At 58.6% G+C, this 25,626-nt stretch carries 43 protein-coding genes; 26 read left to right on the top strand and 17 right to left on the bottom strand.

From position 1 onward, the window contains the following. Positions 1-136 precede the first annotated feature (136 nt). Complete coding sequence (locus QAO71_RS10665; protein ID WP_280164393.1) at positions 137-301, top strand: hypothetical protein; 165 nt, start codon at positions 137-139, stop codon at positions 299-301. A gap of 546 nt (positions 302-847) precedes the next feature. Next, a complete protein-coding gene (locus QAO71_RS10660; protein ID WP_280164392.1) occupies positions 848-1,111 on the top strand; it encodes a hypothetical protein in 264 nt (87 codons plus the stop codon). Between the two features lie 38 nt (positions 1,112-1,149). Here QAO71_RS10660 and QAO71_RS10655 read toward each other — a convergent pair whose 3' ends face one another. The 12 genes from QAO71_RS10655 to QAO71_RS10600 form a co-directional block, all read right to left on the bottom strand. After that, entirely contained in the window at positions 1,150-1,620 is a 471-nt protein-coding gene (locus QAO71_RS10655) for a hypothetical protein (RefSeq protein ID WP_280164391.1), read from the bottom strand. 32 nt (positions 1,621-1,652) lie between these two features. Beyond that, a complete protein-coding gene (locus QAO71_RS10650; RefSeq protein ID WP_280164390.1) occupies positions 1,653-1,901 on the bottom strand; it encodes a hypothetical protein in 249 nt (82 codons plus the stop codon). 1 nt (position 1,902) lies between these two features. Further along, complete coding sequence (locus QAO71_RS10645) at positions 1,903-2,547, bottom strand: lambda exonuclease family protein (protein ID WP_280164389.1); 645 nt, start codon at positions 2,545-2,547, stop codon at positions 1,903-1,905. A gap of 8 nt (positions 2,548-2,555) precedes the next feature. Further along, positions 2,556-3,431 carry a hypothetical protein gene (locus tag QAO71_RS10640; protein ID WP_280164388.1) on the bottom strand — a complete coding sequence of 292 codons (876 nt, stop codon included), beginning with the start codon at positions 3,429-3,431 and terminating at the stop codon, positions 2,556-2,558. A 7-nt stretch (positions 3,432-3,438) separates the two neighbouring features. Then, positions 3,439-4,503: a hypothetical protein gene (locus QAO71_RS10635; RefSeq protein ID WP_280164387.1), complete on the bottom strand. Its 1,065-nt coding sequence runs from the start codon at positions 4,501-4,503 to the stop codon at positions 3,439-3,441. 93 nt (positions 4,504-4,596) lie between these two features. Continuing rightward, the gene (locus tag QAO71_RS10630; RefSeq protein ID WP_280164386.1) at positions 4,597-5,061 is read right to left on the bottom strand and encodes a hypothetical protein; all 465 of its coding nucleotides are present in this window, start codon (positions 5,059-5,061) and stop codon (positions 4,597-4,599) included. After that, a complete protein-coding gene (locus QAO71_RS10625) occupies positions 5,058-5,357 on the bottom strand; it encodes a hypothetical protein (RefSeq protein ID WP_280164385.1) in 300 nt (99 codons plus the stop codon). Before QAO71_RS10625 ends, QAO71_RS10630 begins: the two co-directional genes overlap by 4 nt. After that, entirely contained in the window at positions 5,338-5,628 is a 291-nt protein-coding gene (locus tag QAO71_RS10620; protein ID WP_280164384.1) for a hypothetical protein, read from the bottom strand. The genes QAO71_RS10625 and QAO71_RS10620 overlap by 20 nt, the downstream gene beginning before the upstream one ends. Next, the gene (locus QAO71_RS10615) at positions 5,625-6,002 is read right to left on the bottom strand and encodes a hypothetical protein (RefSeq protein ID WP_280164383.1); all 378 of its coding nucleotides are present in this window, start codon (positions 6,000-6,002) and stop codon (positions 5,625-5,627) included. Before QAO71_RS10615 ends, QAO71_RS10620 begins: the two co-directional genes overlap by 4 nt. 100 nt (positions 6,003-6,102) lie before the next feature. Then, entirely contained in the window at positions 6,103-6,426 is a 324-nt protein-coding gene (locus QAO71_RS10610) for a hypothetical protein (RefSeq protein WP_280164382.1), read from the bottom strand. Between the two features lie 700 nt (positions 6,427-7,126). Beyond that, positions 7,127-7,312 carry a hypothetical protein gene (locus tag QAO71_RS10605; protein WP_280164381.1) on the bottom strand — a complete coding sequence of 62 codons (186 nt, stop codon included), beginning with the start codon at positions 7,310-7,312 and terminating at the stop codon, positions 7,127-7,129. Continuing rightward, positions 7,302-7,493, bottom strand: coding sequence for a hypothetical protein (locus tag QAO71_RS10600; RefSeq protein WP_280164380.1), 192 nt, complete (start codon positions 7,491-7,493; stop codon positions 7,302-7,304). Before QAO71_RS10600 ends, QAO71_RS10605 begins: the two co-directional genes overlap by 11 nt. Before the next feature lie 459 nt (positions 7,494-7,952). On the opposite strand from QAO71_RS10600, the gene QAO71_RS10595 reads away from it, so the two are divergent. Then, positions 7,953-8,168, top strand: coding sequence for a hypothetical protein (locus tag QAO71_RS10595; RefSeq protein ID WP_280164379.1), 216 nt, complete (start codon positions 7,953-7,955; stop codon positions 8,166-8,168). A gap of 31 nt (positions 8,169-8,199) precedes the next feature. Here QAO71_RS10595 and QAO71_RS10590 read toward each other — a convergent pair whose 3' ends face one another. The 4 genes from QAO71_RS10590 to QAO71_RS10575 form a co-directional block, all read right to left on the bottom strand. Then, positions 8,200-8,991 (bottom strand): hypothetical protein, encoded by a 792-nt coding sequence (locus QAO71_RS10590; protein ID WP_280164378.1) that lies wholly within the window; start codon positions 8,989-8,991, stop codon positions 8,200-8,202. Between the two features lie 3 nt (positions 8,992-8,994). Continuing rightward, the gene (locus QAO71_RS10585) at positions 8,995-9,354 is read right to left on the bottom strand and encodes a hypothetical protein (RefSeq protein WP_280164377.1); all 360 of its coding nucleotides are present in this window, start codon (positions 9,352-9,354) and stop codon (positions 8,995-8,997) included. An 88-nt stretch (positions 9,355-9,442) separates the two neighbouring features. Then, entirely contained in the window at positions 9,443-9,976 is a 534-nt protein-coding gene (locus QAO71_RS10580; protein WP_280164376.1) for a hypothetical protein, read from the bottom strand. 60 nt (positions 9,977-10,036) lie between these two features. Continuing rightward, positions 10,037-10,738: an XRE family transcriptional regulator gene (locus QAO71_RS10575; protein WP_280164375.1), complete on the bottom strand. Its 702-nt coding sequence runs from the start codon at positions 10,736-10,738 to the stop codon at positions 10,037-10,039. A 102-nt stretch (positions 10,739-10,840) separates the two neighbouring features. Here QAO71_RS10575 and QAO71_RS10570 point away from each other — a divergent pair, with 102 nt between their 5' ends. From QAO71_RS10570 to QAO71_RS10510, 13 genes are all read left to right on the top strand, one after another. Further along, positions 10,841-11,044: a hypothetical protein gene (locus QAO71_RS10570; RefSeq protein WP_280164374.1), complete on the top strand. Its 204-nt coding sequence runs from the start codon at positions 10,841-10,843 to the stop codon at positions 11,042-11,044. A 43-nt stretch (positions 11,045-11,087) separates the two neighbouring features. Then, the gene (locus QAO71_RS10565; RefSeq protein WP_348273393.1) at positions 11,088-11,516 is read left to right on the top strand and encodes a YmfL family putative regulatory protein; all 429 of its coding nucleotides are present in this window, start codon (positions 11,088-11,090) and stop codon (positions 11,514-11,516) included. 175 nt (positions 11,517-11,691) lie between these two features. Next, positions 11,692-12,564: a YdaU family protein gene (locus tag QAO71_RS10560; protein WP_280164373.1), complete on the top strand. Its 873-nt coding sequence runs from the start codon at positions 11,692-11,694 to the stop codon at positions 12,562-12,564. Then, a complete protein-coding gene (locus QAO71_RS10555; RefSeq protein WP_280164372.1) occupies positions 12,554-13,336 on the top strand; it encodes an ATP-binding protein in 783 nt (260 codons plus the stop codon). Before QAO71_RS10560 ends, QAO71_RS10555 begins: the two co-directional genes overlap by 11 nt. Next, positions 13,333-13,833: an ead/Ea22-like family protein gene (locus QAO71_RS10550; protein WP_280164371.1), complete on the top strand. Its 501-nt coding sequence runs from the start codon at positions 13,333-13,335 to the stop codon at positions 13,831-13,833. Before QAO71_RS10555 ends, QAO71_RS10550 begins: the two co-directional genes overlap by 4 nt. Further along, positions 13,823-14,038, top strand: coding sequence for a TraR/DksA C4-type zinc finger protein (locus QAO71_RS10545; RefSeq protein WP_280164370.1), 216 nt, complete (start codon positions 13,823-13,825; stop codon positions 14,036-14,038). Before QAO71_RS10550 ends, QAO71_RS10545 begins: the two co-directional genes overlap by 11 nt. Next, the gene (locus tag QAO71_RS10540; RefSeq protein WP_280164369.1) at positions 14,031-14,432 is read left to right on the top strand and encodes a recombination protein NinB; all 402 of its coding nucleotides are present in this window, start codon (positions 14,031-14,033) and stop codon (positions 14,430-14,432) included. Before QAO71_RS10545 ends, QAO71_RS10540 begins: the two co-directional genes overlap by 8 nt. Further along, positions 14,429-14,728 (top strand): DUF1364 domain-containing protein, encoded by a 300-nt coding sequence (locus QAO71_RS10535; RefSeq protein WP_280164368.1) that lies wholly within the window; start codon positions 14,429-14,431, stop codon positions 14,726-14,728. The genes QAO71_RS10540 and QAO71_RS10535 overlap by 4 nt, the downstream gene beginning before the upstream one ends. Then, a complete protein-coding gene (locus tag QAO71_RS10530) occupies positions 14,725-15,099 on the top strand; it encodes a hypothetical protein (protein WP_280164367.1) in 375 nt (124 codons plus the stop codon). The genes QAO71_RS10535 and QAO71_RS10530 overlap by 4 nt, the downstream gene beginning before the upstream one ends. Next, on the top strand, positions 15,096-15,686 hold the full coding sequence (locus QAO71_RS10525; RefSeq protein ID WP_280164366.1) for a hypothetical protein: 591 nt from the start codon (positions 15,096-15,098) through the stop codon (positions 15,684-15,686). The genes QAO71_RS10530 and QAO71_RS10525 overlap by 4 nt, the downstream gene beginning before the upstream one ends. A 58-nt stretch (positions 15,687-15,744) precedes the next feature. Beyond that, positions 15,745-16,182 carry a putative holin gene (locus QAO71_RS10520; protein WP_348273408.1) on the top strand — a complete coding sequence of 146 codons (438 nt, stop codon included), beginning with the start codon at positions 15,745-15,747 and terminating at the stop codon, positions 16,180-16,182. A 4-nt stretch (positions 16,183-16,186) separates the two neighbouring features. Further along, the gene (locus QAO71_RS10515; protein ID WP_280164364.1) at positions 16,187-16,477 is read left to right on the top strand and encodes a phage holin family protein; all 291 of its coding nucleotides are present in this window, start codon (positions 16,187-16,189) and stop codon (positions 16,475-16,477) included. Positions 16,478-16,556: 79 nt separating this feature from the next. Then, entirely contained in the window at positions 16,557-16,808 is a 252-nt protein-coding gene (locus QAO71_RS10510) for a hypothetical protein (protein WP_280164363.1), read from the top strand. 227 nt (positions 16,809-17,035) lie between these two features. Here QAO71_RS10510 and QAO71_RS10505 read toward each other — a convergent pair whose 3' ends face one another. After that, on the bottom strand, positions 17,036-17,251 hold the full coding sequence (locus QAO71_RS10505) for a hypothetical protein (RefSeq protein WP_280164362.1): 216 nt from the start codon (positions 17,249-17,251) through the stop codon (positions 17,036-17,038). An 83-nt stretch (positions 17,252-17,334) separates the two neighbouring features. Here QAO71_RS10505 and QAO71_RS10500 point away from each other — a divergent pair, with 83 nt between their 5' ends. From QAO71_RS10500 to QAO71_RS10455, 10 genes are all read left to right on the top strand, one after another. After that, a complete protein-coding gene (locus QAO71_RS10500) occupies positions 17,335-17,964 on the top strand; it encodes a putative metallopeptidase (protein ID WP_280164361.1) in 630 nt (209 codons plus the stop codon). After that, a complete protein-coding gene (locus tag QAO71_RS10495) occupies positions 17,964-18,497 on the top strand; it encodes an NUMOD4 motif-containing HNH endonuclease (RefSeq protein ID WP_280164360.1) in 534 nt (177 codons plus the stop codon). The genes QAO71_RS10500 and QAO71_RS10495 overlap by 1 nt, the downstream gene beginning before the upstream one ends. Before the next feature lie 142 nt (positions 18,498-18,639). Beyond that, positions 18,640-19,101 (top strand): DUF2280 domain-containing protein, encoded by a 462-nt coding sequence (locus QAO71_RS10490; protein WP_280164359.1) that lies wholly within the window; start codon positions 18,640-18,642, stop codon positions 19,099-19,101. Beyond that, entirely contained in the window at positions 19,088-20,389 is a 1,302-nt protein-coding gene (locus tag QAO71_RS10485; protein ID WP_280164358.1) for a terminase family protein, read from the top strand. Before QAO71_RS10490 ends, QAO71_RS10485 begins: the two co-directional genes overlap by 14 nt. Then, a complete protein-coding gene (locus QAO71_RS10480; protein ID WP_280164357.1) occupies positions 20,389-21,792 on the top strand; it encodes a DUF4055 domain-containing protein in 1,404 nt (467 codons plus the stop codon). Before QAO71_RS10485 ends, QAO71_RS10480 begins: the two co-directional genes overlap by 1 nt. Beyond that, positions 21,776-22,870, top strand: coding sequence for a phage minor head protein (locus QAO71_RS10475; RefSeq protein ID WP_280164356.1), 1,095 nt, complete (start codon positions 21,776-21,778; stop codon positions 22,868-22,870). The genes QAO71_RS10480 and QAO71_RS10475 overlap by 17 nt, the downstream gene beginning before the upstream one ends. Beyond that, positions 22,867-23,115 carry a hypothetical protein gene (locus tag QAO71_RS10470; protein ID WP_280164355.1) on the top strand — a complete coding sequence of 83 codons (249 nt, stop codon included), beginning with the start codon at positions 22,867-22,869 and terminating at the stop codon, positions 23,113-23,115. The genes QAO71_RS10475 and QAO71_RS10470 overlap by 4 nt, the downstream gene beginning before the upstream one ends. An 8-nt stretch (positions 23,116-23,123) precedes the next feature. Further along, positions 23,124-23,714 carry a hypothetical protein gene (locus tag QAO71_RS10465; protein WP_280164354.1) on the top strand — a complete coding sequence of 197 codons (591 nt, stop codon included), beginning with the start codon at positions 23,124-23,126 and terminating at the stop codon, positions 23,712-23,714. 147 nt (positions 23,715-23,861) lie between these two features. Next, positions 23,862-24,629: a hypothetical protein gene (locus QAO71_RS10460; RefSeq protein ID WP_280164353.1), complete on the top strand. Its 768-nt coding sequence runs from the start codon at positions 23,862-23,864 to the stop codon at positions 24,627-24,629. A 2-nt stretch (positions 24,630-24,631) separates the two neighbouring features. Then, a complete protein-coding gene (locus QAO71_RS10455; protein WP_280164352.1) occupies positions 24,632-25,609 on the top strand; it encodes a major capsid protein in 978 nt (325 codons plus the stop codon). Positions 25,610-25,626 lie beyond the last annotated feature (17 nt).

Here is a 25,626-nt window from a genome sequence, read left to right as displayed (position 1 = left end):
AACCTCAGAACATCGTGGGAAAAAACCAAAGAGGATCTAGAGAAAAAGGGCTGCCACTCTGAATCGGAAAGTGGGTGCGCTTACCGTCTGGCGTGCATGTCAGGCTGAGCGCGAACTATTTGGAGAGGTGTTCAGAGTGAAGAAAACAATCAAGGGTCTGGCCATGCGCCTGAGCCTCCAGCTGATCCGGCTGTTGATACGAGCGGTGCGACAAGAGGTTCTTGAATGGCTGTTCAGTGCGCCATGGGATCAATGGTGGTTCTGGATACAGAGCTTTTCCAAAGCTCTGTTACTGATCTAGGGCGGCTACCGCCCACCGAACCAGCATGGTGCGGAATTGCGCCCACGGCGTTGCTCTGGCCTGCGCGAGGTATACGCGGGCCATGTGTTGATTCGGGGTCATGGGTTACCTCAGAACAAAGCGACAGCCGGTGCTGGCGCATTGATATATGTGCAGGTTATGGTCAAGGTTCGGCATATCGCCGGTGAAAAGCAGAGGTACTTAGCGGCCCAAGCGGCTATGGAGATAACAACAATGAAAGTTCTGCTGATTGCTTTGTCGTTGATGATGGTTAGCTCTACGGTGCTCGCTCATGGCGGTGGTTGCCGCAAGAGCTCACCGCCTGGCCAGTGCTGCCATATGGATAACAGCAAGGGCAGCGTCCACTGCCATTAAGATCCGATTGCACAGAGGCGGCCGATGGTCGCCTTTTCACTTCCTTCCAAGCACACACAAACCAAGATGTCCGTCGTCGGAAGCAAAGCCGTGCCCCGTAATGAGGTGGCGCTTTGATGTTGGGTTGGGATATGGTCGAGTGACCGGCATGGGGTCGGGCGAGGAGGGTGTATGTTTAAATTATCGCTAGATGGGCCGGGCAGCATTGATCACGAATACCGCGGCGAGAAGTTGCGAATTGCATTCCGATGGAAGGATGGAGTATCGGCACCTACCGGGATTGTTATTTCTCCTGCAAACCAACCATCCGATGACGAGTTGATCATTTACGATATATTTGAAGGATCATGGAACTCGTATGGTCAGGCTGAAAAAGCAGGCATCGAGCGGGCTGAAGGCTTTATCGACAGTCACTGGGTAGTAGAAGGATCTTGAGAAAAGCGGCCCTCAGGCCGCCTTCTCCCCCCCAGCCATCAAGCCGCCCTGAACTTGATCCCATTCCGCCTGGCCAGCCCTTGCGCCTGGGGCAGAGTCTTGCCCACACACTGAGCGGCATATCTCATCGTGTAGCCCTTGGCGGCCAGCTGCTGCAGCTGGACCACCACCTCATTCGTCTGCGGCAATGTCGGCTCTATGCCGTGATACCGGAGCGCTGAGTAGATGAACGTCCGACCGAATCCGCTCTTCTCGCTGATAAGCGTGATGGACAGCCCGCGGCTGAATAGGTCAATCAGCTGGGGGCCGGCGTCCACATAGCGCTGCTCGAAAGCCGATAGACGCTTCTTACGTGGCTCGGCTCTGGTCGATGGCTCGATCCGGGATGGCAGGGGAGTGATTGTCGGCCCGGGCAGAACTTCGATCTGTCCTCCCGAGTTCAGGTACTGCTCGACCTGCGCGGCCAGCTGTGCTGCTGGCGCGGGGTCAATGGTTTGCTGTAGGAGCATGAATTTATCTCCGTGACATGGTGCCGTGACAATCAAGGCTGGCGCAGAAACTCGCGCAGCTGCTCGTCCGGCATTCGTGAGGCGTTATGGATAAGTCGGCTGATCGCATCCTGGCGCTCTTCGATATCGCAGGTGGCCATGACACGATTGAGCCGTTCGGCTGTTCCGTGGAATACATCGATTTTTATGCGGTAGGCGAGAAGGGCGGCGAGGCGCTGCTCTTCCTTGAGCTTGTCCCGCTCCCGCTGTTCAGCTTTGCGCTGGGCTGGGGATTTAGCCATGTCACGCTGCCTTGTCACGAAGGCGAGCTTCGTACTCATCAACAAGCAGCTTGAATTTCCAGAGGTCTTGCTCCAGCTCCTCGATGTATTCCTCGTCTCGCTCGTACTCGCCCAGCCATAGCTCGCGGCCTACCGGCTTGAGGGCAGGGCAGTACATGCCGATGTGTGCCCATTTGCGTCCAGTAATCCAGAGCACGCCTTGCACCTGGTCCTTGATGCCGTCGGCGTCCTGATCTATGTGGAATGCACGAAGCTTCTCTGGTGCGAGGAAGCACTTGTACTCACTCACCCCGTCTTCACCGATGAAGCCATCAGCGCTGGCACCGAAGGCAAGGTCGTCGGTCTTTACCAGTCCAACCTGCTGGACGATCAGGCCGGTGCGGATTTCATGAGCCATTCTGGCGTCTGGCTCAAGTTCGTGGCCGCGGCGCATTTGCCAAGTTTCGAACCCGCCATCCAGTGGCTCACCGCTGATGCGCTCCACGGCCAGGCGGAAAGCGTAGTCCCGGGCTGCCTTGGTGGGTTCGCCTTTGTTCGGGCCTGACTTCAGCTCGGCGCGGGCATCAGCAAACATGCTGGCCGTAATGCATCCTGCTCTGGCGGCATGCCAGGCTGCTGAACCTTGCGGGCACTCAATAGCAATCATGGTTCACCTCACTCGAAAGGGACGTCGTCGTCGTAGCTGGGTTCGGACTGCTCGGCCTGCGGCTCCGGATCGGGCTTAGGCTGCTCTTTCTTCAGCGCTTCGCCTCTTGCGCCGACTGCCGCCTTGAGTGCGTTGTAGGCAGGCATGTCCTTAGCGGCCTGAATTTCCTTGACGCCGGCCTGCCAGATTTCGATCAGCGCCTCGGCACTGGCTGCGCCCGACGCCATCTTTACCCACTTGGCAGTCAGCTCCGGATCGGTAGCAGGCTGACCAGCTTCCTCGGTGCGAAGCTCTTCGGGGATGTCCTCAATGTCCTGGGTGAAGATGTCCGACGCGGCCGTTACGTTCAGCGTCATGGCGATCATGGCGCGCTTGCAGGCCATCTTGAGGATTGTATTAGCCAGGTCGGCAGGCTCGGTGCGGATCTGATCTACCGCGTTGCCGTTCCTGTAGAACTTCTTGCGGCGCATGTTCTCGGGCGTGTATTCCAGCTCTGCCTTGCAGGCCGCGCCGCGCCACTTGTACTTCTCTTCGCCGGATGAGCACTCGCCAACGCCCTCGCCAAGCGTGATGCCTGTTGTCTGGTGGCGTCCGATGCAGGTCACCCGGTAGCGGGCGTGGCCGTCGCTCGACAGGTCTTCAATCTTGTATTCCTGGGCGATGCGGAAGGTAACGCACAGCACCTCGGCGCCCGGCTTATACAGAGTCGGCTTGGGTGTGCCGGGGATTGTTCCGTAGTGCGTGTCACGCTTCATGATGTTCTGCATGACTTCCTGCACCAGGTTCACTCGCTGGCGAATCTCGACAACAGAGAAGCGGTGCGCCTCATTGGCGACCAGGCCGGCAGCTTCACGCTGCGGCATATTGATGATTTCGTTTGCCATGGGAACCTCAATAGCTGATGACGATGTTCGGAATCTGACGCTTAGCGATCAGCACCACAGCCTGCTTGGCGCAATCCTCGGGCATGCCACCAGCAATGAATGCATCCAGAGCTGCACGGTTGACCTTGGCCTTGTTGGCTTGGTCGGCTTCGCGCATTGCTGCCTGCCGCGCCAGTTCTTTCTGCTCATCCAGGTAGCGCTGGCGCTCAGCTTCGGCTGCTGCCTGGGCTTTCACCTCAGCATCCCTCGCCGCCTGCTCGGCCCGCTGCTGGGCTTCCAGCTTTTCCCGTTCGGCTTGTTCGGCTTGCAGTTTCAGCTCCAGTTCGCGGCGGTCTGCCGCTGCCTTGGCATCGGCTTCACGCTTGGCGGCTGCTTCGCGTTCTGCCTGGGCCAGTTGCTCGGCTTCCCGGCGGGCGCGCTCTTCGGCTTCGCGGGCAATAGCAGCTTCTCGGTCTTTCTGCTCCTGCTCGGCCTGCTTGCGGCGTAGCTCGTCAAGCTCGGCCTGCTCTGCCTCGTACTTCTCCCGGGCGGCCAAGGCTTCGCGCAGAGAGGCCAACGATGCGGCTTTTACGCGATGCGCCTCTGGCTCAAATTCCTCGTAGCGCGCGTCAATGACATGCGACTCAAGGTTGTCGATTGACTGCTTGATATCCAATGCCGACATATCCGTTACATCGGTATCGCCGAGACGGTTTACCTGGGCCTGGATTCGCTCAATCCGGTCTTTCTCCCGTTCTTCCCACACGGTAAGCGGGCGCCGAGTCTCGTCGCGCAGGGCATCCATGCTCCGGGTGAATTCGCGCAGCTCGGCTTCGACCACCTTCGGCATTTCCTTGAGCCTTTTCAGGTAGTCCCGGCCTGGCTTCTCGACTGCCACCTTCGACTTGCTCACCTTGGCCGCCAAGCTGGCGATGCGTTCCCGGCCCTTGCGGGTGGTTACGTCCGGCACCTCGGCGACCACCTCGGCCCGGACTTGTTCGATGAACGGTTTCAATCCGCCCTGAACATAAATCGCGGGCGCGTTGCTCTCGCTGATATCGTCAACCGATACCAGTTGCTGTGATGCTGACATGGGCTTAAACCTCAGATGCGATAGCCAGGGCGGCAAGGATGCAGCCCCAGAAGAGAAGAAATAGGGTGAGTTCTTTGCAGAATTGGCGGAGGGTCATGTTCTAGGCACCTCATCCGGTGCTTCAATGGCTACGCCAGTTTCAGGGTCGTGCAGAATCAGTGACCTTGCCCCGCCTTGTCGCATTAAGGTGGCCGGGGCCATCCCGGCATCCACGACATGGAATAGGCTTGGCCTGCCTAACCACTCAGATAGCGCCACAAGATCCCGAGCGAGCTGCCGCAGATACTCCTTGCGGTTTGCCTGGTCTTTTTCGACCTCTTCCAGCACAAGCGGATCGGCGGTGGCTATGTGGCCGCTTCCGCTGCATGTTTCGCAGTCAGTGACTCCTTCACAGTTTGGGCACCCGCAGTCACAATCCCGGCCGCCTTCGCCGTGGCAGTCGGTGCATTCAATTTCCTGCGGCTCAACATCGGCGCCGGACTCCAGAAGCTCGCACGCCTTCCGTCCAGCCTCTGCAATGCGCTCATCGCGCCACTGGTCGTATGGCTTGATGATCATGCCGCCTTGCCCCCGCTCACTGTTTGGATCACGCTTTGGGCCATCATGGTCGCCCGCTGCCGGTCCGGGCCGGTCACCGCTACAGCAAGGCTCAGCAGCTTGGCCTCGGCATTGCGCATGCGCTGTATCAACGCTGCGACCCGCTCAGGCGTGGCTGCGAACACGAACGCCGCGTCCCCATCATCAGCCGGGAACAGATCGACCAGATCATCGACAGACTCGTACCAGTAGCTGCCGGGCAGGGCCGCGGCGGCCTCGATCTCTTTGATTACGTCATCAGTGATCGTATTGAACATATGCACCTCGTCTGGCCGCTATCCGGCGGGCCTTGGCCAGCGCCTGGTGATCGTGAATGCCGGTTTCGATGATGTTCAGCAGGTCGATAACCAGCTGCTCCGTACGCCCGGCCACTGCCTGGGCAATCTGATCGTGCTGCTCCTGCATCGCGTTCTGCTCGTCGATGCGGTTGAGCAGCAGCTGGACCGTGTTCTTGGCGCCTGGGTCGCACTGGATGAAGGGGAGGTCAGCGCGGAGGCTGCGGATGATGTCCTCGACTTGGGTGTTCAAGATTCAGCCCTCAACAGCTGGCCGCCAGCAACGCGAAGCCGGTTCCGGATCTTGCTGCCGTCGGCCCTAATGGCCTTGCGCTCGTCCAGAAGAATCGCCATCGCGCGGTAGCCGCAGTCCTCGTCGAACTCCACGCCATCCCATGCCTGGCATTCATCAACGGCATGTAACCAGCCTCGCCAGACGATGCTACACTCGGGGTCGTCTGTTACCTCACCACCCAAGTAGCGCTCGCGATATGGTGACAAATCGATATATCCATCTGCCTCTCCATGCAGCTTGCGGATGGCCTCTCTGTTCTTGCGCAGCCTGGTTCGCTGGTTGGCGTAGTCCTTCGCCACCTCCACCAGGCGCTGCTCAATTAGGTGCGTCATGAGTCACCTCCCAGCACCAACCCAGACAGCAGGATGAAACAGGCCAGCGGCAGTGATGCAGCGCAGGCCAGGCCGGCAACGAGGCCGGTGAGTAGGATCTTCATTTGGTCAGCTCCTTCTGCTTGTACTCATACGCATGGGCACACAGTCGATCAATGGCCGGCTTTGCCAGACCTTGCAGGTCGCTCTTGAGGCCGGCCCGGATAATCAGCTGCAACAGGTAGTGCTGGTCGTCGTCGGCGATGATGTCGTGGAGCAGGGCAGTGGCTTCGCCCTTGTCTGCCCAAGCGAAGAACTCGGCGGCGTCCAACAGGTCTGTGGTGGCCTGCACTGCGAATTGCTCGCAGGCCTCGTTAACTGGGTCAGCTGCCGGCTCGGCGTTGTCATACGCGAACTGACTGCGGTACAGGTCGATTGCGTGCATGGTTATCTCCAGGCCGACCACTGAGTGTTTTGTGGTGGCAAAAAAATCCCCGGCGAACCGGGGTCTATAGATGGGCTGAGGAAACAGCCGCTATATCAAAGTCGATACACAGGTGCTGGATCGCGACATCTGCACTGTGTGCTGCGGGATTGCAGCGGGGTATGATCTGAGGCACCAGGGCGCAACCCCTGCTTATTTCCGGGCCGTGATTTTTACGTTCACGTCCGCAAGTTCGGACACAGGACGTTTTCCCGGTCTTACCTCTCCCGACGGTGCAGCCGCTGCGGCACACCTCAGATCACACCCCAATGCAATCCAAAGGGGAGGCCGGTTACGTCTCCGGCGCGGGCTCTCACCGCCGTCTTGCTTGTGATGCAACCTATGGCTGGCAGCCGAACTCCAGCTTTTATCCGTCTCCGGTTTTCCTTCGGATATACCGATTGCGGCAATTTCCACTGCATCGAAGAGCTATCTGGTGGACTGGCTCCACTGGGAGCGACCTCCAGCCTCCACGGCTGACGCGCTAAGCCTCGGTCACGGCCTACTTACTCCGGGGCGTGCACACCCCTTTGCTTTTGTCCGGCCTACGCAACCCTTCGCGCCGTCTAGATCGACCGCTTACGGGTTAACACTGCGCTACAGTCCACCAGATAACTCTTCGATGCCCTCTGATAACCGTCAGAGGGAGCGGTTGATGCTTCTACCGAGCCGCATAGGCCATGAATTGCCCGGCGCGGATCTCGACGATGCGAACCAGCTTTGCCAGCAGCCCAGTGTCTGCGCAGTGCCTGGCCAGGCGCCGCTCGATATTGCGCAGCAGCACGCCTTTAGCCACGTCCTGCGCGAGCTCGTCGAGCATCTCGTTCAGTGCCGATTCAGTGTTCATGCTGTTCTCCTGTCTCGCTTCTTGGTGGTCGCGGCGTCTTGCCGTTGATCCACAGATCCCATGCCGCCTTGTTGATGACTTGGCCCTCGTACTCATGGCCACCGCATGACCGGCAGTAGGTGTGAGGGGTCTGCATGCCCAGGCTTGCTATCTGTCCGGAGTTGCATAATTTGCATGCCATGCTGATTCTCCTATTGGCTTCCCGGATGGCCCTGTTGCCAAGGCCATCGAGGAAATCTTGTCTCGTTGCACCGTCTGCCGGATTCGTATCTCTGGCCGCGTCATCTACTGGAATCTTCGCGGCTGGCTGGTGCAATCTCGCGTCCTCACATATGGGAGGCCGGCCAGTTCCAGAGCTGGCATGGAAGGGAAAATTTGGTATCGCGCTCTGTGCCCTTACGGGGATTCCCTTGCGCGGATCTTGAGTTTTGAAAGAGCGGTGCCGGTGTTCTGGCTGGCGCGTTGTTCTGCGCTGTTGGGAGTAAATATGCACCAGTGCAATCATACTGTCAATGCACTGGTGCAATAATATTTATGCACGATGGAATTCCTGGCTTGCCAACCCACTCACAAATCCGCCACGAACCCGCGCAGCAGCCGGCCTGCGCTGGTAGATTCAAAGCAAAGGAGGAGTCAATTCATGGATAAAGAGCAACTGGAGATGGTGTGCGTGTACCTGGTACCGCCGGCAGCATTTGCCCTGGCGGCGATCTACTGGCTATCGCGAATCACGCCGCAGCAGATGACGACCGGCACCTACCCGCTGGCGCTTGGCGCAGTGGTTTTGGGAATGGGATTGACGCTCATTGGAGCGTTTGTGGTGCTGGGTAAATTGAAGAAGGGTAGGGAAGGGTAGGCAAAAAAAGCCCGCGCGGGGCGGGCTTGGGCTATTCGGGAGTGGCTTCTTGAGGAGGGGGTGAGGGTGAGGCAGGAGCATGTGAGGGCGCCACATGCTCAATTCTAATCTCTGCAGGTGGCGGGCTCGGTTCCGACTTCATCAATTGCCCTATTCCAATGACTGACGTCTGGTTGGCAAAGTAGGCGGCTACGAGAATTGCTGCTACCGAAAGCAGCTGCACAGCAACAGCGGCCCAGTAGTTGCTTTTGACGCTGGCTGCAGTTGAAGCCGCCGTTGCAGTTGTGGCTTCTGCGCGTTGGACTGCATCCTTAGACTGCTCCATCAGTAGTGCCACAGTCCTGTCGCGTTCTTCTTGGGCTGCCAGAAAACCGGAAATACGCCCATCCCAGGCGCTGTCTCGCAGCTCTTGCTCGCGCCTGAATGCTTCGTCTCGTAACGTGAGCTCGCGCCGGTAATCATTGGCGTGGCGGCCAGACTCCTCAGCCAAGCGATCAATACGCTTTTCCATCCTCTCTTCAATAGCGGATAGGGTGCTGCGGAGCTCTTCGCGAGTAATGTCGTTCATTGCCTCAGTATCAACCTCTTCCGCAGGAAAATCACCTTTGAATTTATCATTCTTGTAGCTTTGACCGAAAGACATCTCCTCGGGTTCAATGATGCCAGCCTCGGCTCCTGCCACGCTGAAGCTCTCTAGGCTTATTCGTGCAACAGCGCCGAAAGACGGAATAACAGCAACGACAGTATCCGAAGAAGGAGACGCAATTACAGACCCAACGACAAATTGGATGTCCGGAATCGAGATGCTTGAGCTAACGCTCATGTGTTATTCGCCCTGGGTGTTTGCGTCGAGCGCAGAAGCCTTTTCGGACTCTGCGATTGATTTGTTTAGAGCCGCAACAAGCTGCTTGGCGACGTCTAAAGTACAGGTGAGGTTTGCAAATACTACCTTTTCCATAACAACGTCATCTACGGCAGCTTGAAGCGAGAAATGTCCAGGACTGGTTTCCATAAATGTTTCGCCGGTTAATGATGCCTGCATCCTTGCAGCCATTATGACAACGTGCGACAAGGGACGCCCGGACCCTTGGTTGACTGTGCTGTTTAGAATGTTAAAGCTGTCCACAAACTCGTTGATATGGTTCTCAGATTTTTTATGTTCGAGCCTTTTCCCATTTTCAATCATGTGCTACTCCTTTCAAATGAACTTCTTAATTCCCAATAGGTTGGCTTGGTACGCATCACCAACAAGTGAAAAGCTACCCCCCACAGCCCTAGCCATCCCAGCCTAACTCACGGCACCTGCGCTCTATATCTTCAATAGCTACTATCTCGCCAGTGCCTTCTGGCATGATCCTGGCGTTGCGGATATCGTCGTTGGTGACCGCGTTTTTCTTTATCTCATACAGCGCATCGAGCAGTGCGTTTAGCTCCGGCTTCTGGCTACCTTTGAATTTGTGTCGATAGGCCTTTTCCACGGCAGCGATGACCGGGGAGACGCGAGTGATCGCCTCAAGGTGCTGAGCCTTTTTATCGTAATCGCGAATTACGTCACGATATTCAGGATAAGCCGTCACCTGCTTGAGGGTATCGAGAGCTTTTTGCGCACGAGAAGACCGGGTGGCAGCGGTTTTGGCTTCAGCCATTTTCTCGTAAAGACCCTGTACAGAGCTGGCGATCTGCTGAATCTCGAAGATCCTTTGCTGTCTCGCGGCCTCCACGCGCCGCTCATGCTCCTGAGCAGCTTTATGCTTACCCCACCATATGAGCAGGATCAACCCAATGGCTACAACGATTAAAAATTCCATGTTGTGCGTTTACTCCCTGGCTAAGACGCGGGTGTGATCGAAACAACTCATACTTCCCGATTACAACTCCACCAATCGTGAAGCCTTCACGATGGCGCCCACGGGGTGAATCTTCGTGATGGATGCCTCGGGCACGGTAAGCGGCGGATGCGCGTCATTCACACTCAGAAGCCGCACCTCGCCGTCCCGGTGGTACATGAATACCTTGATCATGGACTGGCCATCGGTTGTCTTGATCAGAACCTCATCCCCGGCGACATAGCCATTGCCGGGCTCAACCAGAACGAACTCGCCACTCCTTATGCGCGGCTCCATGCTGCTGCCAACCACGCGAAGCGCATAGGCGTCCGGGTCGTCGCTGTATATCTTCAGGTAGCCATCGCCACCACCGGGCGGATAGCCCATTTCCTCGAAGAATCCATCCAAACCAAGTTTCGCCTTGCCGACTACAGGTACAAGACCCGTCTTGAGCTTGATCGGGCCTCCCTCGACGTTGCTTTCGCCAGTTGATTGCACAGCCTCTTGATCAGATGCTTGCGGCAGGGGTGCGTGCCCGCGCATCTGATCAGTGGTAAGTCCAAAGTATTCAGCCAGGGGCCTGACCTGCTTGTCCGTGGGCTCTTTTATCCCTTTAGGGCCGCCAGGCTTCAGGATGCGCGAGATCGTGGACTGGCCCACTTTTGTGGCGCGTGAAAGCTCCACCTGGGATATCCCGGCGTCAGCCATGAGGCCTGTCAATATTCGCGAAATGGGTGTTTGCATTCGTGCAATCTTCCGTGACAGCAGTGCATAGATCAAGGCGAGCGCACTTGCCAAATATGCACCAGTGCAATAGAGTTATGCACATGACCATTGGAGGCTCATATGAGCGAAAAAAGTCTTTCCGAAAAAGTCGACGCCCTCATTCAAGACGGCATGACCGGTAACGCTATAGCGGAACGGGCTGGTTGCGATTCATCCACCATTTCTCGTATCCGCAGAGGCCTTATTGGCAACCCAGCGTACTCGGTCGGCATCGCCATCGACCAGATGTATGCCGAGCTTTCTCTGCGCAAAGCTGCCGCCTGACCAACCCATTCTGCGCCACCCGGCACAACAGGAAAACTAGACGATGAAAAGCACCATTCTAGACAGTCGCCGCAAAGTAATGATCACCGCGGCCAACGCCTTTCCAGGCGGCCGGGACTGCGCCGCAGCGCGCCTGGGCGTCCCGCTCAAGCGGCTTGAGAACCAGATCTACGAGACCGCAGGCGTTAAGCCCCTCAGCGACTCCGAGATTTACCAGCTGGAGCAGGAGCAGGGCACAAATCACCTGCCGGATTACATCTGCGCCATGTACGGCGGGGTGTTCGTACGCCTGCCAGAAGAAGACATAGACAGCGTGGACCTGTATGGCCTCTCCGTTATGACCTCTGCCAAGCGCGGGAAGGTGGACATGCTCATTGCTGCAGCTCTGGCTGATGGCGAAATCGATAGCGCTGAGGCGGCTGAGATTTTGGCTGTACACCACAAACACATCGCGCGCGCCACGAGCAGGTGAAGGCAACGATTGCGCTGCATAAGAAGCGTGCCGGTTAAATCACAAGCAATAAAAAGCCCAGCTGGCGGGCTGGGCTCGGGTACTACGCAATGAGGACAGATTATATGAACAGGTTGACCCAGGCAAGTGATGCGTCACGGGGCCATGTCACGATGACAGGGCAGGGGGCGCCGATATGAATTACTACAGCCACAACATTGGCGACTACGCGCAGGCCACCATGCATCTATCTCTGATTGAAGATGCAATTTACACCCGCCTGCTGCGCCGGTACTACGCGGAAGAGCAGCCCATCATTGATGATCTGGCACAGGTTTGCCGGTGGGTTGGTGCTCGCAGCACGGAAGAGCGGGAGGCTGTGCCGGTTGTCCTGGCAGAGTTCTTCGAACTACAGGATGGCTTCTGGCACAACAAGCGCGCGGATGAGGAGATCGCCAAGTATCGCGCAAAGGCAAGGCAGGCTGCTGAGAATGGCAAGCGCGGTGGCCGGCCAAAGAAACCCACACCTTCCAGCCCGAAACCCAGCACACCCAAACCGGAAACCGGATCGGATAAACCTGATAACCCAGAAATAACCAACCCGGTTAATTCCGCTAACCCAGAAGAAAGCGGATCGAAAGCTAACCAAGAACCAAGAACCAATAACCAAGAACCAGAAGATCAAACCCCTTGCGCACCTCCGGTTCGCGACGCCGCCCCGGATATCTCCGAGGACCTGTTCGCAAAGTTCTGGAAGCTCTACCCGAACAAAAAGGGCAAAGCCAAGGCGGAAGCCGCCTGGAAGAAACTCAAGCTCAACGACGACCTGACCAACCAGATTTTTGATGGCTTGGCCAGGTACTGCGTATCGCCCGATTGGACCAAGGATGGCGGCCAGTTCATTCCGCACCCGACCACATGGCTCAACGGTAAGCGCTGGGAGGATGAGATCACGACGCCTGCCAGCAATGTGCACCGGTTCCCTGGTGCATCCCGGCACTCTGGATTCGATCAACGCGACTACACCGCCGGTTTGACCCAGCGGGAGGATGGCACCTATGCGTTCTGATGAGACTGTTCTGGCTCCGATCGAGCGGCAAGCTGTTTGCGATGATCACGGTGACTTTGCCCAGAAGGTGCACACGATCTTCGGCAAAGAGATCAAATCTGGCTGCCCCGAATGCGCCAGGGAGCGCGACGAGAAAGAGCGGTTGGAGCAGGCGGCGCGGGATGCTGCGATGCGTCGCATCGAGGTGGCGTCGAAACTTGGCGAGTCCAGTGTGCCCAAGCGCTTTTCCTCCAAATCATTCGATGGTTACCAGACTGCCAACCCTGGGCAGCGCAAGGCGTTGGAGGTCTGCACCGGCTACGTCAAAGAGTTTGAGCAGCACCTGAAAGCTGGTCGCTGTCTGCTGATGTTCGGCAAGCCGGGGACCGGCAAAACCCACTTGGCCGCAGCCATCGCCAATGAGATCAACCTGCGGAGTAACCGGGCGGCGGTGTACCGCACTGTCGGCGGCATCCTGCAGGCGCTCAAGGCAACCTACTCGAACGGCGCCGACCGCACGGAAAGCCAGATTATGGCCGGCTTGATTGGGCCTGACCTGCTGATCATCGACGAAGTGGGGGCGACCAAAACTTCCGAGTACGAGCAGGCGACGCTGTTCCATGTGATCAACAGTCGCTACGAGCAGATGCGCCCCACTGTGGTGATCTCAAACCTTGACCCACATGAGCTGCCCGATGCGCTGGGGGAGCGCTGCGTTGACCGCCTGCGCGAAGGTGGCGGTATTGCGCTGGTGTTCGACTGGAAGAGTATGCGATCGGAGGTGAAGTCGTGAGCAAAGCAGACAAGCAGCAGCTGCGGGAACTGGCGGAGAAGGCCGGCGCGAAACAGTGGAGCTGGTGGACGAGCTGTTCATTCCTGCGCCTGACATTTGATGGTGAGCGTGACGGCGGAGCTCTGAGTGCATTCGTGTGTGCTGATGGAGTGGCATCTGTTAGCTGCTCGGAGGGAGTGCAGGAGTTCATCGAGGCCGCCAGTCCAGCCACTGTTCTGGGGCTGCTGGATGAGATTGAGACCCTCGAAGGCCTGTATCGGATGCACAAGGCCACCGAAGAGCGGCAAATGATCGACTTGAGGGCCGAGGTCAAGGCGCTGCGCAAGGACGCCGAGCTGTACCGGGCGCTGCGTGCCATGCATTGGAACAACAGCCCGCTGGCAGTAGTACGCAACCCCAAGCTGGCGATCAAGCCCGGACATGACTGCCCAGGCGATGAGCGGCTGGATGAGGCGATTCTGGAAGCGATCGCCGGAGGTGCTGACCGTGGCCGATGAAATCGAAATCGCTGGCGACTACATCCAGCGCAAGACCGACGAGCGGACCGCAGCCATCCGGGCCCAGCTCCAGGGCGAAGGGCAGGACTGGTGCGAGGACTGCGGCGAGGACATTCCCCAGGCACGGCGCCTGGCACTGCCAAGCGCTACCCGCTGCACTCCCTGCCAGGGTCTGGTTGACGCGAAGAGGAGGGCATATGGCTAGCCGCACGTTCCGCATCCAGGGCGCCGCCGGCGTCCGCCCGGCATTCAGGGCGGCATGGGATCTGGTGCAGGGCCTCATGCGCGAGACCGGTGCCGGCTATGAGCTGGTGCTACGCCCGCTCAAGTCAAAGCGGTCACTGGATCAGAACCGCAGATACTGGAAATTACTGCTGGAGCTTTCCGACGTGGCCTGGGTTGGTGATCGCCAGTTCACCAAGGATGCCTGGCACGAATACTTCAAGCGCGAATTTATCGGCATCGAGGAACTACCCGGCGGCGGCCAGATCGGCATCAGCACCGCAAAGCTGAGTGTCGAGGAGTTCGGCAACTACATGACACGGATTGAACAGTGGGCTGCGGAGCAGGGCTGGCCGTTGATGCTGGAGGGCGAATGAGCAAGCAGACCAAATTGACCAAAGCCGCTCGGGGGCGGGATTGCCAGGTGCGACTGCCGGGAATCTGCTGTGGCGATTCCGAGACCGTGGTGCTGGCCCATTACCGCATGGCCGGTATATGCGGGACGAGTATCAAGCCGCCGGATCTGATCGGGGCATGGGCGTGTCGGACGTGCCATGACGAGATCGACCGAAAAACAAGAATCATGGATCACGAAACGGCCCGCCTGTACCACTTGGAAGGGATGGTTCGGACAATCGACACGCTGGCACGCGAAGGGTTGATAAACGCATGAGCAAGGCTGAGGAACTACTGGCTCTACACCTGCGGGCTGAGAGTATCCCAGTGCAGCGGGAGTACCGATTCGGCGCCAAGGCTGCTGGCGGACCGGGGAAGGGACTGCGGGATCGGTTGGCCAAGACAGGGCTGAAAGACTGGCGCTTTGACTTCGCGATTCCAGATCAGATGCTCGCCATCGAAGTGGAAGGAGGTGGCTGGACACAGGGCAGGCATACGCGCGGTACCGGCTTCCAAGCCGATCTGGAGAAGTATGACGCGGCCATGCGCCTGGGCTGGACTGTCTACCGGTGCTCACCGGAGATGGTCACCAGCGGCAGGGCGATCGACACAATCAAAGCCATCATCAGAATGGGAGAGGCGGCATGAGACTCACAACAGCGCGGGCGGCCTGGCACGACTCCAGTTACGTCATGACGCGAGGCGGGCTATCTGGGCTGACAGAGCGGGCGGCCCTTGGCGTGGCTGTGCAGACTACCGCCCGGGGCAATACCGCCGATCATGCTGTGCACGCAGCCCTGGCCGGTATGATCCAGTCCGTGATCGCCAAGCTGCACCCGCAGATCCGCGTATTCGGTGAATTCATGTACTCGGCGCTTCAGGATGACGCGGTACGGGAAGCAGCAGAGGATGTAGTCTTCGCCGCAACCATGGGCAAGGCCAAGCGCATGACCGAAGCAAAGCGGGAACGGGCCTACTATGTCGTCAAGGGTGTGATGTTCCGGTACCGGTACATGCACCAGGGCGGACAGTCGGCCAATCCGGATCCGCTGGCCAAGCCAGAGTTGTTCAGGGCCTGGTTGTTCAATGAGTATGGGGTGAGGCTCGAATCTACGAACTGGGCGCGTGATTGGGAGGAGTTCATTGACAGCTGTTTCCAGTCTTGTGAGGAGCTGGACCGTCGCGCCTTGAGCCCGGTAGCAGCTGTGATTTACGAAGCAAAAGAAGTGGCTTGACTTCCCGTGCGGCTGGGTGCATTATTTCGCTATCTTAGAATTTTTGCCTTTGGCAAACATGACCCCCACACAGAGTGATCTGGCGTGGGGGTTTTTCATTTCAGGGCCTCGCCATTGTGCGGGGCTTTTTCGTTTCCGAGGAACACCCATGGCCGAGCCAAGCAGTACATTAGTCGTGGCGGCGGCTGGAGTGGGGGCGGGAGTAGCTGGAGTGTGGGCGGGCTTCGACGGCTCTGCTGCAGTAGGCGCTCTGTGTGGGGCGCTGATCTACTTTGCATCCGCCCAAGAGCTGCCAATGCCCAAGCGCATCATGTTCTTCTGCATCAGCTTCGTCATGGGCTTCCTATCTGCCCCGGCAGTCGCAAATGCCAAGGTATTCGGGATCGGCCCTATCGAGCTGCCCGCGCTGGCCGCATTTGTCTGCTCCGCCCTGATCGTAACTGTAACCCTGGCCGCCATACGGACGCGGGGACAGGTGTCGCCCCGGGAGGGCTGACCCTATGCTGACCATCATCACTCTGATTCTCTGTGTCACGATCTTCGTGCGCCTTTTCACTTATCGCCGGAAGGGAGCGCAATACCGCCGGGCAGTGTCCTGGCTGGCTACTGTCGTTATGGCCAGCTCAGGGGCGGCAGTCATATTCATTCTGGACGGTCGACTGCAGGTTCAGTTGCTGGCATGGCCCCTGGTCATCCTGCTGGGCGTGTTCGCGGCTGCGACCCTTCAATGCAAGGGTAACTTGTCTGCAGTGATGAAAGGCCCGGAAGCGTGGCACGGGAGGCGCAAATGATGGCATTGACCCTACTGGTGGTGGGAATGAGCGCCGAGGCCCATTGGGTGCTGCTGAATGCTCATGAAGCGGCCCGGTTATGAGCGGCCCAAAGGTAGTCCCATTTGATCGCGAGGGCTGGCGCGATGCTCTGGCTGCATTGAAAGGCGTGGTCGCTGATATCGAATCGGGCGAACTGGCACCGGTTAATGCTGGAGTGCTGGTGCTGATGGATCGAGACGGCGGGACAGAGACATTCGCATTCGGACCAAGGGCAGATGACATAACAGCTCTCGGCCTGCTGCGGATCGGTGAGCAAGTCATTATTGATTCACGTATGGATGGTGAGTGATGGCCACGGTATCCGACCTATCCAGGCGACACCTGACCATCCGCACCCCTGGTGCTATCCATTTCGTGCATGTGAAATTGGTGCGTGACGTGATCGCTGGTCGACAGCCAGTTGAGGTGCTATCAGAGCCGGTAGTGCGGCGGATCATTGAAGAGTGGCTTGTCTGCGTATACAGCCATCATCAGATTTAGGTGTGCCGCATGCAGACGCGGCACGGGCGGGGTCGTTTACTTAGCCTCAAGCGCAGCTTGGATCTGGTCAGCATACATAGAAATGTTTTTAACCTCAGCTTCCAAGTGCGCTCCGTTCGGCGCTGCAGTGGAAACGCGGGCTGTGATTAGCTCAAGAGCAGCAGCGACCGCTATGGATCGCTTACGTTCCTTGGTCGCATTGGAGTAGCTAGCGTTGGTGTTCCCGGCAAGGGCCATCATTACTTCGCTCATGTCTGGTACCTATCAAGTGAGTGAAACCCCTTAATGCCATCAAAGTAATGGCATATCAACCCGAAAATGCTTGAGGTTTCTCAATGCGTCCGAGCCCTCCAGCATCGCTGACACAAATCAACGACTTGGCAGATATTTTTACCCGCTTGGTGCCAGCCCCAAATGTATGGGAGTGGATCCAGTCCGAAGTGCTAGCCGAGACCGGCAGCATCCACAACCCAGACCACGCGCACCTCCTCGACGCTGACATCGAGGTCATGTGGGCATCCACTGCCTTCGCCAAGAAGGGGCGCTCGGTTATCGGCCAAGCCGAGCAGGTAGCGTTCCGTGCCGGCGGGTGGCAGAAAGCCCGGATGGAGCAGCAGATGCGGGATTGGTTCGGGCGTGTGCCGGCTTTCATCATCACGCTCGCTGCTGACTATTGCTCTCAATGCAGTGACGCTGATTTTTTGCGACTGGTGGAGCACGAATTGATGCACATCGCTCACGCTACTGATCAGTACGGGGCGCCGAAATTCACCCAGGAAGGCATGCCAAAGCTTTTTCTTCGCGGCCACGATGTCAGTGAGTTTGTATCCATAGTGGAGCGCTACGGCGTTGGCCATCCGGAAGGCGATCTGGCGCGCATGGTCGAAGCGGCCAAGAAGCCCCCATCAGTAAGTCGCGCATCCATCGCCAGTGCATGCGGTACATGCCTTATGAGGTCTGCGTAATGATTGAGCAGTGGAAGGTCATTCAAAGTCATCCTGACTATGCGGTCAGCAACTATGGCAATGTCAAGCGCATCGTCAAACCGAAGCGCGGTCGCGGCCGCGTTGGAGCAATTCTCAAGCCCCGCATTCCAGGTGGCGGGGCGTATCCGGCAGTTGCGCTCTTCTGTGAAGGTGATGTCACGAATTGGTATGTCCACCGCCTTGTCGCCCATGCCTTTATTGGGCCATGCCCAGAGGGATACGAGGTCAATCATATCGACGGAAACAAGCAGAATCCGCGACTTGAAAATCTTGAGTACGTCACGCGCAGCGGAAACATCCAACACGCATTCCGCACCGGGCTCCTTTCAAGGCAGGGGGCGCGAAACAGCAAGGCTGTCCTTACGGATGACGACGTTCTCGCCATACGTTCTGAATACACCGGAAAATATGGACAGTGTGCAAATTTTGCGCGCCGCTACGGGGTTAGTCATTCGGCAATCCAGGACATAGTGCATGGCCGCAATTGGACGCATCTACTGGCAACTGAATAGCCCGCAACAGGCAATGCTTGTCATGCGTGGGCATACATTAGATACCGCCCTAAATGGCAAAGATCAACATTTCGAGGGCCTGCGGAACCTGTCTGCTCAAGTCCGCCTGACTCCATGACAGGTTTTGACGGATGGCAAACATATGGCAGTTCTACGAAGCGAGGTCAAAGCCTTCATAGTTCAGGCTCTGGCCTGCTTTGACACGCCCTCTCAGGTGGTGGCGGCCGTCAAGACAGAATTCGGCATTGAAGTCACCCGTCAACAATGTGAATCGCATGACCCAACCAAGTTTGCCGGGCAGCGGCTAGGCAAGAAGTGGGTCGATCTGTTCCACCATACCCGCAAGCGCTTTCGCGAAGAGACGGCAGAGATCCCAATTGCTAACCGGGCGTACCGGCTTCGTACGCTGGGCCGCCTGGCTGAGAAAGCCGAGAACATGCGCAACATGGCGCTGACCGCCCAGCTGTTGGAGCAGGCTGCCAAAGAGGTCGGAGACGTGTACGTGAATCGCCAGCCCAAACCGGAAGGCGGTGGCGAGGATGTCCTTCCGACTCGCGTTCAGGTGGAAGTGGTCGACGCGAGGAAGCGTGATGCCGACGCTTAATGTTCCTCAAGCCAATTTTCTACGGCTCCCCCATAAGTTCCGCGGCTTCGTGGCTGGGTTTGGCTCGGGCAAGACTTGGGTGGGCTGCGCCGCGCTGTGCAAGCACATGTGGGAGTGGCCCCGCATCAATGCTGGGTACTTCGCTCCGACCTATCCGCAAATCCGGGACATCTTCTTCCCAACGATTGATGAGGTGGCTTTCGATTGGGGCCTTCGGGTCAAGACCAAGGAAAGCGACAAAGAGGTCGAGTTCTACAGCGGCCGGCAGTACCGCGGCACGATCATTTGCCGATCGATGGAGAAGCCGCAGACCATCGTCGGCTTCAAGATCGGGCATGCCCTGGTCGACGAGCTGGACATTCTCGCTGCAGCCAAAGCCCAGCAGGCGTGGCGCAAGATCATTGCCCGGATGCGCTACAAGGAGGACGGGCTGAAGAACGGGGTGGACGTAACCACCACGCCAGAAGGGTTCAAGTTCGTCTACCAGCAGTTCGTCAAGCAGCTGCGTGAGAAGCCGGCTCTCGGCCCGTTGTACGGGCTGGTCCAGGCATCCACCTTCGATAACGAAGAGAACCTGCCGGACGACTATATTCCATCGCTGATGGATAGCTACCCTCCGCAGCTTATCCAGGCGTATCTGGATGGCCAGTTCGTCAACCTGACCAGCGGCACGGTGTATCACACCTATGATCGCAAGCTGAATGGCAGCAAAGAGACCGTCCAGCCGGGCGAGCCAGTATTCATCGGGATGGATTTCAACGTCGGCAAAATGGCCGCGGTCACCCACGTAAAACGCCTCGGCCTGCCGCATGCAGTCGATGAGCTGATGGATGGCTACGACACTCCCGACATGATTCGGCGAATCAAGGAGCGCTACTGGCTGTACGACGGTAAGGATTACAGCAAGACGCGGGAGATCCTGATCTATCCGGATGCTTCCGGTGACGGTCGGCGCTCGGTCAACGCAAGCACCACCGACTTGCAGTTGCTCAAGCAGGCTGGCTTCAAGGTCATGGCGCCCAACGCCAACCCTCCGGTCAAAGATCGGGTCAACACCATGAATGCCATGCTCTGTAACGCGGAAGGCGAGCGTCGCTACCGGGTGAACGCCGATCTCTGCCCGAGTTATGCGGACTGCCTGGAACAGCAGATATGGGGCGTGAGCGGGGAGCCGGACAAGACCCAGGGCGCCGACCATGCAAACGACGCTGCGGGTTACTTCATCCATCGCGAATACCCGATTAAACGACCGACAGCCGGCACCCGCCGCATCCGAGGACTTACATAATGCCGGTGCAATCCACCAATCCTGACTATGATCGCCATCTGCACGAATGGGAGATGATGGACGCCGCCCTTGAGGGTGAGCAGGCGATCAAGGCTGATCCCAGCAACCTGCCCAAGCCAAGCGGCATGGTCGAGGCGGAAAAGCAGGATGGTGATGGAAACCGGTACCTATATGAGGGCTATGTGGCCCGGGCTCAGTATGAACAATGGGTCCGGGACAGCCTGCGCTCCATGATGGGTCTTGTGTCGCGCTTGCAGCCGGAGATCGAATTGCCGGGCGGCATGACGGGCATGCTGGAAAACGCCACCGCCGATGGTTTCGGCCTGAAGCAACTGTTCTTCCGCCTGGTGCGCCAGATCATTTCCCATGGCCGCGTGCCGCTGGTGGCCAACATCGACGAAAATGGCCTGCCTTACTTCTCGACCTACGCCGCAGTCAACGCGATCAACTGGAAGACCGCCAGCCAGAGTGGCCGGCAGGATCTGGTGCTCGCCGTGTTCCGCGAATTCCGCGAGAAGGCGGATAGCGACGAGTTCAGCCACGAATACGAACCGGTTTACCGCGTCTTCACCATGCGAGAAGGCGTTTGCCACACCGCCGTATGGGATGACAAGGGCGCCATTGTTGAAGAAGAGCGTCCGCTGGGCACCACCGGGGCTGATCAGCGCCTGGTCAAAGGCCTGGCCTATCTACCGGTCATTTACTGCGGCTCAACCGACAACGGCCCCGATGTGGACGAGGTGCCGCTGTTGAGCATGGCTCGGGCGGCGCTGAAGTCGTACCAGTTGAGCGCCGACTACTTCACAGCACTGCACCAGACCAGTCACCCGCAGCCTTGGGTAGCTGGCATGGATGATGAAACTGAACTGTCTATCACTGGCCCGTCTGCCGCATGGGATCTTGGCCCGAACGGCTCCTGCGGCTACTTGGAGTTCCAGGGCGCCGGCATCGATGCCGTGCGCAAAGCGATGGATGACCAGAAGAACTCTGCTCTCGAAGCCGGGGCGAAAGTGATGGATATCGGTGGCGCCGAGTCTGGAGAGGCCCGAAAGACCCGGCAGAACGATCAGCACGCCACGCTGCATAGCATGGTCATCACCGCGGCAGAAGGCCTAGAGCAGGGCTTGCGATACCTGGCCGACTGGATGGGTTTTGATGAAAAGAAGGTCTCATTCACGGTCAAGCCTGACTTCACCGCGGTGGGCGTAGACCCGCAGCTCGCAGCGCAACTGCTGACCGCCGCACAGGCAGGCATCGTGAGTCATGATTCATTCTGGCTGTACATCAGCACCGGCAAGCTTCCTGAGCGAGACTGGCAGAGCGAGCTGGAGCTGATAAACCAGCAGCCGCCGGCGCTGGGCAGCCTCGGTCTTGAGGACTTTGGTTTTGGCAACCGCGAATGATCGACTTGCTGACCTTGCTATAGGTCATCAGATATACCTGCAGCGGTACGGTGGCGGTGTAGCCCGCAAGATAATCTCGCTGCTGAATCGCGTCGATGCCGACCTGTATCGCCAGTTGGGGGATGCTCTCGAAAGGCTGCCGCCTGAGCGCTTCACCGTTCAGCGCCTTGATCAGCTGCTGGTGGGCGTGCAGCGGCTTAATGCCGACGCTTACCGGGCTGTAGGCGAGGAGCTGGATACCGCGCTGCTCGAGCTGGCTGGATACGAAGCGAGCTGGCAGCACCGAGCTATCAGCTCTGTCCTGCCTTCCGTGGTGGCCGAGCAGCTGACCCTTAACACGGTCACAGCGTCCCAGGCACACGCCGCGGCAATGGCCAGACCATTCCAGGGCAAGCTGCTGCGCGAGGCCCTGGCCGGCATAGAGCAAGCCAGGGCATTCCGCATCCGCGACACCATTCGGATGGGATTTGTCGAAGGGCAGACCATTGACCAGATGGTGCGGCGGCTTCGCGGCACCCGGGCGCTTGGCTATGCCGATGGACTGATGGAGGTAGACCGGCGTGGCGCTGAGGCTCTGGTGCGGACCGCGGTCAACCACACGGCAAACTATGCCCGGCAGGCGCTGTATGAGGGCAATGCTGACATAGTCGAAGAGTGGGAGTTTGTCGCCACCCTGGATGGGCGTACCACGCTGACCTGCGCCGGACTGTCGGGCAAGACCTTCAAGATTGGCACCGGCCCGCAGCCGCCCCGGCACTGGGGTTGCCGAAGCGCGTCGGTACCTGTCTTGAAGTCGGCCTGGGAAGCGCTGGGCCTGAGCAAGTCCGAGATTGACCCGGGCGTCCGGGCAAGCATGGACGGGGAGGTGGCAGGCGATATCAGCTATGGGCCCTGGCTCAAGTCGAAGCCTGCAGCGTTTCAGGACGAAGTGCTTGGCCCGGAGCGAGGCAAATTGTTCCGCGAGGGTGGTCTGACTGTTGACCGGTTCACTGATCAGCGAGGCAAGGTTTACACCCTGGACGAGCTGCGCAAGCGTGACGCGGATGCCTTCGAAAAAGCCGGTATACTGGCTGCATGACTACCAAGCATCCATTCCATGTGATCGAAGGCTCACCTGAGCAGACGAACACCGACAAGCTCAAGAAGGCCCGCAAGGCGAATCCAGCGGCGGCCCACCTGTTGACGTGCCACCGATGCGGTGGTTCCGAAGTGATTGAAACCAAGGTCGGCATGATCTTCAAGAACGGCAAGGCCCAGGGTGGCACCAAGCAGATCCTATGTGCTGGGTGTTTCATGAAGGGCAGCAGGGTGGTGCTGGCTTGAGTAACCGCATGCGCTGGATGGTTGGCTTGGCAGTGCTGGCGCTCTGCATCATTTGTGGCCTGCTGGGACTTACAGCAGGGATCAATCTCAACCCCGATTCTACCGTACGGTTTGTGCCGCTCTGGGGAAGCGTCGGCGATTGGTTTGCAGGCGTAGGTACCTCGGCGGCAGTTATTGTAACGCTATGGTTGGCTGAAGTGCGGCGCAAGGAAATGCAACCGAAGGTTCGTATCGTGACGCGATTCGGCGATCTTATTGTAAAAGAAAAGCGGACCGTAAATGTCTTTGTACGAATCATCTCATGCGGAGGGCAGCCAGCAAACGTCACGGGGGTTTCGATCAGATCCCCGCATACAAAGCAGGTCGTGAGTTTACGGAGCACGGTCCCAGTCAGTACTGACCTACCTGCAAACCTAGGGTATGGCCAGGTCGCAACGCTGATATACGAGCTGCCAACCCTAGTCGCGCTCGCGGTCTTCGTTCGAGAAAAGTGCGGGGGCCGCTCCAACGACCTCGAGATATGTGTTCAGACGACTCTTGAAGAATTCTACTCACCGATAGATCTGGGGATCATTAAAGAGATAGCCAAAAGGGTTTAGCGGCTCATCAAAACCCGGCCCCGCGCCGGGTTTTCTATTTCTGAACCCTGACTCCGGTCGGGGTTTTTCGTTACTGGCCCGCCACTGTGCGGGCTTTTTTATGCCCGTCGATCAGGTCGGCGGCCAACCAATCCCGAGGGGATCGCAATGCCTTTTGAATTTGATGCAGCAGAACTTGGACTGGACGACGACAAAGCCGCGGCCCTCAAGGAGGCGCTTGGCGGCAAGGTTCAGGAGTACCTGGACATAGAAGTCTCCGGCCTGAAATCCAAGAACCAGGAGCTGCTGGGCAGCTTGAGAACCACCAAGACTGAGCTGGACGGCCTGAAAGGGCAGTTCGAAGGCCTGGATATCGAAGCGGTCAAGGGGCTGCTCAGCCGGGCCAGCAAGGACGAGGAAACCCGCCTGATTGCCGAGGGCAAGCTGGACGAGGTGGTCACCAAGCGCACCGAGCGCCTGCGCAACGAGTTGGACAAGCAGCTCAATGCCGAGAAGGAGCGCGCTGACAAGGCCGAGGCCTTCGCCAAGCGCTTCAGCGACAAGGTGCTGGCTGACTCCATCCGTGCCGCTGCATTGAAGGCTGGGGCACTGCCCGAGGCATCCGAGGACATCATCCTCCGCGCCAAGGGCACGTTCACCCTTGACGAAAACGGTGAGGCAGTAGCTGTCGACCCAGATGGCCAGGTCATCTACGGCAAGGACGGCAAGACCCCGCTGAACCCGCTCGAATGGGCGGAATCGCTGCGGGAAACCGCAACACACCTCTGGCCCAGGGCTCAGGGTGCCGGACCGACCGGCGACAACGGTGGCAAGGCCACAAAGAAATGGGGCGACTACTCCGAAGCTGAGCGCGCCGCGCTTGCTCGGGACAACCCCGACGCATTCAAGAAGTTAATGGCCACCAAGGAAACATAACCATGGCAACTACTCGCCTCACTGATATTTTTGTCGCTGACTACTACCAGTCTCTGGCGCCGGTCAACTCTCCGGAGAAAACCGCCGTCTACGAGTCCGGCATCATCACCCGCAACCCCGCGCTGGACGCCGTTGCTCAGAACGGCCAGGGCACGGGCACTGTCAGCTACTGGCAGGACCTGGACGCTGACGAAGCGCCCAATGCCTCCACCGATAACCCCGATGATCGCGGGGCGGTGGGCAAAGCAACCCAGGGCAGCATGAAGTCCCGCACCCTGTTCCTCAACAAAGGCTACGGCGTAGCTGACCTGACTGCTGAGCTGGCGAACAGCGAGCCCATGCAGCACATCCGCAACCGCTTCGGCACCTACTGGAACCGTCAGTGGCAGCGCTACACCCTGGGCACCGCTCGCGGTGTGATGGCCTCGAACATCGCCAACAATGGCGGCGACATGGTGATTGACGCCGGCGCAGACGTGGATGCCAACGCATTCATTGACGCCGCGTACACCGCCGGCGATGCGGCTGATCAGTTCAGCGCATTGGGCGTCCATTCCGTCGTCATGAAGCGCATGGCCAAGCTCGATCTGATCGAGTACCTGCGTGACAGCGAGGGCCGCATCATCCTGGCCACCTACCTGGGCAAGCCGATCTTCATGGACGACTCGCTCACCTACGGGGACGGCCAGTACATGAGCATGTTCTTCGGTACCGGCGCGTTCGGCTATGGCGTGGGCTCCCCGCACATGCCTGTAGAGCTGGACCGCGACGCCGCCGGTGGTAACGGTGGCGGCACCGAGGTGTTGTGGGAGCGCAAGACCTACCTCATCCACCCTGCCGGGTTCTCCTGGACCGGTAGCGAGGATCAGAACGCATCCCCGACGCCTACGCAGATGGCTGATCCGGCCAACTGGGCGCGCGTTTTCGACCGCAAACAGGTGCCTTTCGCTGCTGTTATCAGCGGCACCGCAGCCCCGTAACCCATTGCGGCGCCCTG

Source organism: Halopseudomonas sp. SMJS2 (assembly GCF_029866945.1).
GTDB classification, from domain to species: domain Bacteria; phylum Pseudomonadota; class Gammaproteobacteria; order Pseudomonadales; family Pseudomonadaceae; genus Halopseudomonas; species Halopseudomonas bauzanensis.
This window is presented reverse-complemented; position numbering and strand designations above follow the sequence as displayed.